The 806-nt window shown below is 50.5% G+C and carries 6 tRNA genes and 1 rRNA gene; all 7 read right to left on the reverse strand.

The features are described from left to right. Positions 1–138: 138 nt before the first annotated feature. Positions 139–214: transfer RNA gene (locus tag KNO90_RS14610), tRNA-Ala, on the reverse strand. A 13-nt stretch (positions 215–227) separates the two neighbouring features. Continuing rightward, positions 228–304 (reverse strand) — tRNA-Pro (locus KNO90_RS14615). A 7-nt stretch (positions 305–311) separates the two neighbouring features. Beyond that, positions 312–388, reverse strand: a tRNA-Arg gene (locus KNO90_RS14620). Between the two features lie 32 nt (positions 389–420). Next, positions 421–507 (reverse strand) — tRNA-Leu (locus tag KNO90_RS14625). A gap of 42 nt (positions 508–549) precedes the next feature. Next, positions 550–625, reverse strand: a tRNA-Thr gene (locus tag KNO90_RS14630). Positions 626–634: 9 nt separating this feature from the next. Continuing rightward, positions 635–710, reverse strand: a tRNA-Val gene (locus KNO90_RS14635). A gap of 8 nt (positions 711–718) precedes the next feature. Next, a 5S ribosomal RNA gene (rrf, locus tag KNO90_RS14640) occupies positions 719–806 on the reverse strand; the annotation flags it as partial.

Here is an 806-nt window from a genome sequence, read left to right on the forward strand (position 1 = left end):
CGTCCTGAGCCAGGATCAAACTCTCCAAAGAATTTGATATAGCTCTTAAATTGACGAAGCTTGCGCTTCATTCAAAAATGGTAAAACTTTTTTTGCCTCATCGTTCAGTTTTCAAAGTTCGTCTGTAAAAAATAAAAATGGTGGAGCCTAGCGGGATCGAACCGCTGACCTCCTGCGTGCAAGGCAGGCGCTCTCCCAGCTGAGCTAAGGCCCCATATAAGTGATGATGGTCGGGAAGACAGGATTCGAACCTGCGACCCCTTGGTCCCAAACCAAGTGCTCTACCAAGCTGAGCTACTTCCCGTCGAAAATGGTGCACCCTGAGAGATTCGAACTCCCGGCCTTTAGATTCGTAGTCTAACGCTCTATCCAGCTGAGCTAAGGGTGCGAGACGAATAATCATCATGGGAAAAATATTAATGGTACCGAGGGCCGGACTTGAACCGGCACGAGGAAACCCTCGCAGGATTTTAAGTCCTGTGCGTCTACCAATTCCGCCACCCCGGCAAGGTATAATTTCTAGCGGTAGACTTTTTAAAAAAGATCAAATGGTGCCGGCGAAAGGATTCGAACCCTCGACCCTCTGATTACAAGTCAGATGCTCTACCAACTGAGCTACACCGGCAGGTGTAAATGGTGGAGGATGACGGGATCGAACCGCCGACCCCCTGCTTGTAAGGCAGGTGCTCTCCCAGCTGAGCTAATCCTCCAATATGTAGCCTGGCAACGTCCTATCCTCACAGGGGGAGATCCCCCAACTACTTTCGGCGCTGAGACGCTTAACTTCCGTGTTCGGCATGGGAACG

The sequence above is a fragment of the Exiguobacterium sp. s63 genome (genome assembly GCF_018617335.1).
Classification (GTDB): domain Bacteria; phylum Bacillota; class Bacilli; order Exiguobacteriales; family Exiguobacteriaceae; genus Exiguobacterium.